The organism is Macellibacteroides sp. (genome assembly GCF_050251695.1).
GTDB classification, from domain to species: Bacteria; Bacteroidota; Bacteroidia; order Bacteroidales; family Tannerellaceae; genus Macellibacteroides; species Macellibacteroides fermentans.
The window spans coordinates 88,411-95,788 of sequence record NZ_JBFWMI010000002.1 but is presented as its reverse complement, the minus strand read 5'-3'; the positions used below and the strand labels follow the sequence as shown (position 1 = coordinate 95,788).

Here is a 7,378-nt window from a genome sequence, read left to right as displayed (position 1 = left end):
AGACTTCCTTCAGATTACACCTCGCGATGAACACCCTTGTCGTTGGCTGGACGCTTCCCGCTGTTAGGGCGCGTTGGGGACTTGCACCCGTTAGAATACGTTCGTGCTGGGCGAACAATAAAAAGGGTGACTCAATTGCTTGAGTCACCCTTTTTATTTAAAGTTATTAGTATGCACGGGCAAATACAACTCTTTGTGCCGATGGCTTACCTGTAACCATACAAACACCCGGAGTTTTATCTCCTTCCAAAGGTATACAACGTATTGTTGCCTTTGTTTCATTCTTAATAAGCTCTTCTGTCTCTGCAGTACCATCCCAATGCGCTAGGATAAATCCGCCATCTTCAATTTTTTGTTTGAATTCGTCGTAGCTATCAACAGAAACTGTATTTGCTGTACGATAATCGAATGCTTTCTTGAATATATTTTCCTGGATGTCGTCCAATAAATTCTTAACATATGCTTCGATACCTTCGCAAGAAACTGTTTCTTTTTCGAGTTTATCCCTACGCATCACTTCAATGGTATTGTTCTCCAGGTCGCGACCACCCATAGCCAGACGAACAGGTACACCCTTTAGTTCGTATTCGGCAAATTTCCATCCCGGCTTTTTATTATCGGCATTGTCGTACTTAACAGAAATTCCTAAAGACTTAAGCCCTGCAACTATGCCTGAAATCTTTTCATCAATCAGTTTAAGTTGCTCATCATTCTTATAAATAGGAACAATCACAACCTGAATCGGAGCCAGCTTAGGAGGCAACACCAAACCATTGTCGTCTGAGTGAGACATAATCAAGGCTCCCATCAAACGGGTTGAAACACCCCAGGAAGTTGCCCAAACATATTCACTCTTACCTGTTTTATCAATGTATTTTACATCGAATGCTTTGGCAAAATTCTGACCTAAAAAGTGAGATGTACCACTTTGCAAAGCTTTACCATCCTGCATCAATCCTTCAATCGTATAAGTATCTAACGCTCCGGCAAAACGCTCGCTGGCAGATTTTACTCCCTTTACAACGGGCATAGCCATATATTTTTCTGCAAAATCGGCATATACTTCCAGCATTTGCCTTGCTTCCGCTTCTGCTTCATCCTTCGTTGCATGGGCAGTGTGGCCTTCTTGCCATAAAAATTCGGCTGTACGAAGGAATAAGCGGGTACGCATTTCCCAGCGAACAACATTGGCCCACTGATTTACCAGAATAGGAAGGTCACGATAAGATTGAATCCAGTTACGATATGTATTCCATATAATTGTTTCGGATGTGGGACGAACAATCAGTTCTTCTTCCAACTTAGCTTCAGGATCTACAACAACCCCTGTTCCATCGTGATTTGTTTTAAGACGGTAATGTGTTACTACAGCACATTCTTTAGCAAAACCTTCCACATGTTCGGCCTCCTTACTCAAGAATGACTTGGGAATAAACAACGGGAAATAGGCATTGGAGTGACCTGTTTCCTTAAATTTATCATCCAGAATACGTTGCATTTTTTCCCAGATGGCATAGCCATAAGGTTTAATTACCATACAACCTCGTACAGCAGAGTTTTCTGCCAAATCAGCCTTAATAACCAGATCCTGGTACCACTGCGAGTAACTTACACTACGGGGAGTGAGTTCTTTAAGCTCTTTTGCCATTTTAATTTTCTAATATTATATTGTTTCTTTTTTACTTATCCAATAAGCTGCAAAGGTATAAAATTTAGCATAAGCTAACATACATTGAAGCATATAAAAAGAGCTCAAAATATAAAAACAGCTCTTTCTCTGTTTGAGGATAATATATGTAACTTATTTGCCAACTAAAAGGGAGTCTCTGTTGGTGAGACTCCCTTTTACCTTGAAACTTATGAGCGATAAAATTAATATTGCTCTTTTTCGTTTGGGAAATCAGATGTTTTCACATCTTTGATATAGCTTTTTACCGCCTTGGTAATCTCTTCGTGAAGATTGGCATATTTACGCAAGAAACGAGGTGAGAAACCTTGGTTGATACCCAGCATGTCGTGCATAACCAAAACTTGTCCATCAACACCCCCTCCTGCTCCGATTCCAATAATTGGAATTGTAAGTTCAGAAGCAACACGTGCAGCCAATTTCGCTGGTATTTTTTCCAGTACAATTGCAAAGCAACCTATTTCTTCCAGGAAATGAGCATCTTCAATTAGCTTATTTGCTTCGGCCTCTTCCTTGGCCCGAACAGTATATGTGCCAAATTTATTGATAGATTGTGGTGTTAAACCCAGATGTCCCATGATTGGAATACCGGCCGATAAGATACGTTCAAGTGATTCACGTATTTCAGAACCTCCTTCCAGCTTTAAACAATCTGCACCGGTTTCTTTCATGATACGCACAGCCGAAGCTAAAGCTACTTTAGCATCTCCCTGGTAAGTACCGAATGGCATATCTACAACCACAAGGGCTCTTTTTACAGCTTTTACGACCGAAGTTCCATGGTAAATCATCTGATCTAAAGTCATAGGAAGAGTTGTTACATTTCCAGCCATAACATTTGAAGCAGAGTCACCCACTAAAATTACATCCATTCCAGCCTCGTCAATAACTTTGGCCATTGAATAGTCATAAGCAGTCAACATGGAAACTTTCTCTCCTCTCTGTTTCATCTCGACGAGACGATGAGTCGTCACTTTTCTGTTATCTTCCGATTGATGTACTGACATTATTTATCATTTTTTTATTATAGGATGCCGCAAAGGTATCTATTTTATTTTTATATTTGTGAAAATATTAACTCAATAAATTCTAATCACCTATGGGAAGAAGGCCTAAATACACTCTGGTACAAAAACTTAAGAATGACTTAACTGAGTCTTTTAACAGAGCGAACGGGATTCAGTCTGCCGAACTTTTTACTATGTTATTTGAAGTATTAAACGAACAAAAGTCTAAAATAACACCCTCAGTAACTATAACCGAAACTGATCCCGATTTATCCATAGAGGCATTTGAAAAATTATCTCTTATTGAAATTATGAAATTACAAGGAAAGCTCAATCGACTGGCCATGCGTAAAAGAAGAGATGAATAATTTCGACAATATAACAGGAGAAGGGGAATGAATATATTCCCCTTCACTATTTATAGCTTATATATTTGAACAATCAGAAATAACATTTTAGAATCAAAATAATGATACTTGACATATGATTACAAATGACTTACTTAAACAAATCCAATTTATTAAAGAGATAGATAAAATCAAATACATTCAACGTCGCACCTGTTTACTCAACAGCGACCGACCCGAAAATGATGCAGAACATAGCTGGCATTTAGCTCTGATGGCAATAGCTCTTTCTGAACATTCAAACAAACCGGTCGATATCCTGAAAGTTATAAAAATGGTTTTAATACATGATATAGTTGAAATAGATTCCGGAGATGTATTTGTTTATGACAAATCAAAAAGCCATAAAAATACAGAAGAAGAGTTTGCTGCAGCAAAACGAATTTTCGGACTATTACCGGAAAATCAGGCTAAAGAATTGATTGATCTCTGGAAAGAATTTGAGGATGGAGAGACTGATGATGCAAAATTTGCCAAATCATTAGACAAACTTGAGCCTTTGTTGCAGAACTTCTCGAATAACGGCGGAACATGGGATAAGTATAATGTTACTTATAACGAAGTATACACCCAAAAAAAATCAATCAATAAAGGATCGGACACACTTTGGGAATATGCTGAGAATCTTTTAAACGAATCTGTAGACAAGGGTATCTTGAAGAAATAAATTATTAATAAGAAATAGAAGAAAAAGGAAGAAGGATGAAAGAGATTCTTTTAAATGAGCACAATAAGAACGAGTACCCCCCAATGCATACGGCAGAACATATTTTAAATCAGACTATGGTAAGAATGTTCGGGTGTCCGCGCTCAAAGAATAGTCATATTGAACGGAAAAAATCGAAATGTGATTATCTGCTTCCGGAAGAGCCGGATGAAGCAACTATGCTTGAGGTAGAGCGTATCGTGAATGAAGTTATTGACCGCAACCTGGATGTAAAAGAAGAGTTCATGCATATAAATGATGCATCCGGATTGGTAGACTTAAGTAAACTGCCGGAAGATGCGAGTGAAATGTTACGAATTATCCGCATTGGCGATTATGACATTTGTGCATGTATTGGTGCGCATGTATCCAACACCTCTGAAATTGGCCATTTTAAGCTTTTAAACTACGATTTTCAAGAAGGAAGACTTCGTCTGAGATTTAAATTGACAGACTGAAATAAAAAAAGAGTTTAATCATTGATATGTATTTTTATCTGCTTTTGCACTTCTTGTCGAATAATTTTGTGTAAGTTTGCGGGGCGTTAACAAAGTCAAACATAATTCTAAAAATAATAGTTATGCAAACAATCGAAAAATTCAATTTTGCCGGTAAAAAGGCATTTGTTCGGGTAGACTTCAATGTTCCCCTGGATGAGAATTTCAACATCACAGACGACAACCGTATTCGTGCAGCTCTTCCTACTTTGAAGAAAATTCTTGCCGATGGAGGAAGCCCGATTATTGGTTCACACCTTGGTCGTCCGAAAGGCGTTACTGAAAAATATTCTTTGAAACATATTCTTTCTCACGTTTCGGAATTGCTTGGCGTTAACGTACAGTTTGCAAATGACTGTGTTGGTGAAGAAGCAATTGCAAAAGCAGCTGCACTAAAACCAGGTGAAGCTCTGTTGCTTGAAAATCTTCGTTTTTATGCTGAAGAAGAAGGTAAACCAAGAGGTTTAGCAGAAGATGCTTCAGAAGAAGAAAAGAAAGCTGCTAAAAAAGCCGTTAAAGAAAGCCAGAAAGAGTTTACTAAGAAATTAGCATCTTTGGCTGATTGTTATGTAAACGATGCATTTGGTACAGCGCACCGTGCGCACGCTTCAACTGCTTTGATCGCTGCTTATTTTGACATCAACAACAAAATGTTTGGTTACTTGATGGAAAAAGAGGTGCTTGCAGTTGAAAAAGTAATGAGCGAAATCAATCGTCCGTTTACAGCAATCATGGGTGGATCAAAGGTTTCATCTAAAATTGAAATCATTGAGAATCTGCTTGGAAAGGTAGATAACCTGATTATAACAGGTGGTATGACCTTTACATTCACTAAGGCATTGGGTGGCCATATCGGTAGTTCAATTTGTGAAGACGACAAGCTTGATCTTGCTCTTGAACTGCTTGCAAAAGCTAAAGCAAATAATGTAAACATGATTCTTGCTTGCGATGCTAAAATTGCTGATAAATTTAGCAACGATGCTAATACTCAATTGGTAGATGCAGATCAAATTCCTGACGGATGGCAAGGTCTTGATATCGGTCCTAAGACAGAAGCCGAATATGCTGAAGTGATTAAAAAATCAAAAACAATTCTTTGGAACGGTCCTACAGGTGTATTTGAATTCGAAAACTTTACACACGGTTCACTTGCTGTTGGCGAAGCAATTGTTGAAGCAACAAAGAATGGCGCATTCTCTCTTGTAGGTGGTGGCGACTCTGTTGCTTGTGTAAACAAATTTGGCTTGGCTAACGGTGTTTCATATGTTTCAACAGGTGGTGGAGCATTGCTTGAAGCAATCGAAGGTAAAATTCTTCCAGGTATCGAAGCAATCAGAGGATATTAATCCAATATAAATTTTAAAGAAAAAGGGCACCTGACAGTGCCCTTTTCTTTTTCCCCTACTCTATTGATTTCATCCGTATCCTTAACTACGGTTTCGTACAACTTAATAGCGTGCTGAATAACAAAAATTCCTATCTTTGAACCTTAATTAAAGATACTAATCACGAATCTTATGAATCTGATACTTCCTAAAAAATTAAACTCTTCAGATACTCCTGTCATCGAAAATCCGGGAGTACTTGTGGTTATAGGAGCAAATGGATCCGGCAAAAGCTCGTTTGGAAAAGATATTGTTTCCCGATACTCGGATTATGCCGTAAATATTTCGGGCATGCGGGCCCTTTTTATTACGAGTGACACCCTCACTCTTAAAACCCTTGCAGCAGAACGGTCAAGCATATCCATGCTCTCAGAATATCAGAAACTTACATTACGACTACAGCAGGAAGAATTCGAAACTGCTGTGAATTACAAAGAAATAAGCAAAACATCGCCGGGACTTCCACCTCCTATCACCAAAATTGACATTATACAAGGTATATGGGAAAAGATGTTTCCCCACAACCGCTTGGTACGCAAATCGGGTTTTTTCGAATTAACATCAACATCCAGAGATGGAGATTCATATACAGCCGAACGGATGAGTGATGGCGAAAAGATTGTTTTTTATTTGATTGGAGCCATACTATGTGCAAAACCAAATGCGATACTTATCATTGAAGAGCCCGAAGTATTGCTCCATGACTCAATTAAAAATACTCTTTGGAACGAAATTGAGTCCTGCAGACCGGATTGTACCTATATATATCTGACCCACGACATTGCTTTCGCAACGGCGAGATCCGAAGGTAAACGAATCTGGGTGCGCTCGTACGAGGCAGACGAACAGTGCTGGGATTACGAAATAATAGAAAGTAATGAAAGCTATCCGGAAGAGGTTTATCTTGAACTTTTGGGCAGTAGAAAACCCATTCTCTTTATCGAAGGTAACGATTCCAATAGTATTGATAGCAGATTATATCCTTACATCTTTCCCGACTATTTAGTAAAGCCCATGGGTGGATGCCAAAAAGTAATTGAAACAACAAAGGCGTTTGGCCAGCTTAAAGATTTCCACACCCTTGAATCGAAAGGGATTGTAGATCGTGACAGGCGCACTCAGGGCGAAATTGATTATCTGAGAGAACAAAACATATTTGTTCCGGATGTAGCCGAGGTTGAGAATCTTTTAATGATTGAATCTGTTATAAAAACAGTTGCCAGACGATTGATGAAAAATTCGGAGGAAGTATTTTTACAAATAAAAGAAAATGTTATTCGTCTGTTCGAGAAAGATCTGGAGAGTCAGATTATCCTTCACGCGAAACATCGGGTAAGAAAAAAGCTGGAAGCAACTACCGACAGGAAGATAGGTTCAGTTGAAGAATTGGCTGCACACATTGAGATGATAGAACATAATATAAATGTCTACGAGCTTTATAATGACATAAAAACCGAATTCAGGTCATTTATCAGCACATCAAATTACCAGGAAATATTACGTGTTTATAATCAGAAAGGAATGCTTCCCCAAAGCCGTTTATGTCCTATTTTAGGAATAAACAATAAGGAAAACTACCTGAATCTTATTCTATCTATTTTAAAAGAGAACATGGAAGATGCAGAATTAATCAGAAAGGCAATCAAAGCATCTCTGGGTGCGTAAATAATCAAGATAAAGGCTGGTAAA

At 38.4% G+C, this 7,378-nt stretch carries 7 protein-coding genes; 5 read left to right on the top strand and 2 right to left on the bottom strand.

Features of this window, described 5'->3' with window-relative positions:
* Positions 1–166 precede the first annotated feature (166 nt).
* Both proS and panB read right to left on the bottom strand, forming a co-directional pair.
* Positions 167–1,648: a proline--tRNA ligase gene (proS, locus tag AB7E53_RS00830; protein WP_179398319.1), complete on the bottom strand. Its 1,482-nt coding sequence runs from the start codon at positions 1,646–1,648 to the stop codon at positions 167–169.
* Between the two features lie 224 nt (positions 1,649–1,872).
* Positions 1,873–2,694: a 3-methyl-2-oxobutanoate hydroxymethyltransferase gene (gene panB / locus AB7E53_RS00825; RefSeq protein ID WP_079683215.1), complete on the bottom strand. Its 822-nt coding sequence runs from the start codon at positions 2,692–2,694 to the stop codon at positions 1,873–1,875.
* 92 nt (positions 2,695–2,786) lie between these two features.
* Here panB and AB7E53_RS00820 point away from each other — a divergent pair, with 92 nt between their 5' ends.
* The 5 genes from AB7E53_RS00820 to AB7E53_RS00800 all read left to right on the top strand — a co-directional run bounded on the left by AB7E53_RS00820 (position 2,787) and on the right by AB7E53_RS00800 (position 7,354).
* Complete coding sequence (locus tag AB7E53_RS00820) at positions 2,787–3,062, top strand: hypothetical protein (RefSeq protein WP_079683214.1); 276 nt, start codon at positions 2,787–2,789, stop codon at positions 3,060–3,062.
* A 115-nt stretch (positions 3,063–3,177) separates the two neighbouring features.
* The gene (locus AB7E53_RS00815; protein ID WP_446773615.1) at positions 3,178–3,768 is read left to right on the top strand and encodes an HD domain-containing protein; all 591 of its coding nucleotides are present in this window, start codon (positions 3,178–3,180) and stop codon (positions 3,766–3,768) included.
* 35 nt (positions 3,769–3,803) lie between these two features.
* Positions 3,804–4,265: a hypothetical protein gene (locus AB7E53_RS00810; RefSeq protein ID WP_179398334.1), complete on the top strand. Its 462-nt coding sequence runs from the start codon at positions 3,804–3,806 to the stop codon at positions 4,263–4,265.
* Between the two features lie 122 nt (positions 4,266–4,387).
* Positions 4,388–5,650, top strand: a complete 1,263-nt coding sequence (locus tag AB7E53_RS00805; RefSeq protein ID WP_079683211.1) for a phosphoglycerate kinase — start codon at positions 4,388–4,390, stop codon at positions 5,648–5,650.
* A 171-nt stretch (positions 5,651–5,821) separates the two neighbouring features.
* Positions 5,822–7,354, top strand: coding sequence for a DUF4435 domain-containing protein (locus AB7E53_RS00800; protein ID WP_446773613.1), 1,533 nt, complete (start codon positions 5,822–5,824; stop codon positions 7,352–7,354).
* The last annotated feature ends 24 nt before the right edge of the window (positions 7,355–7,378 follow it).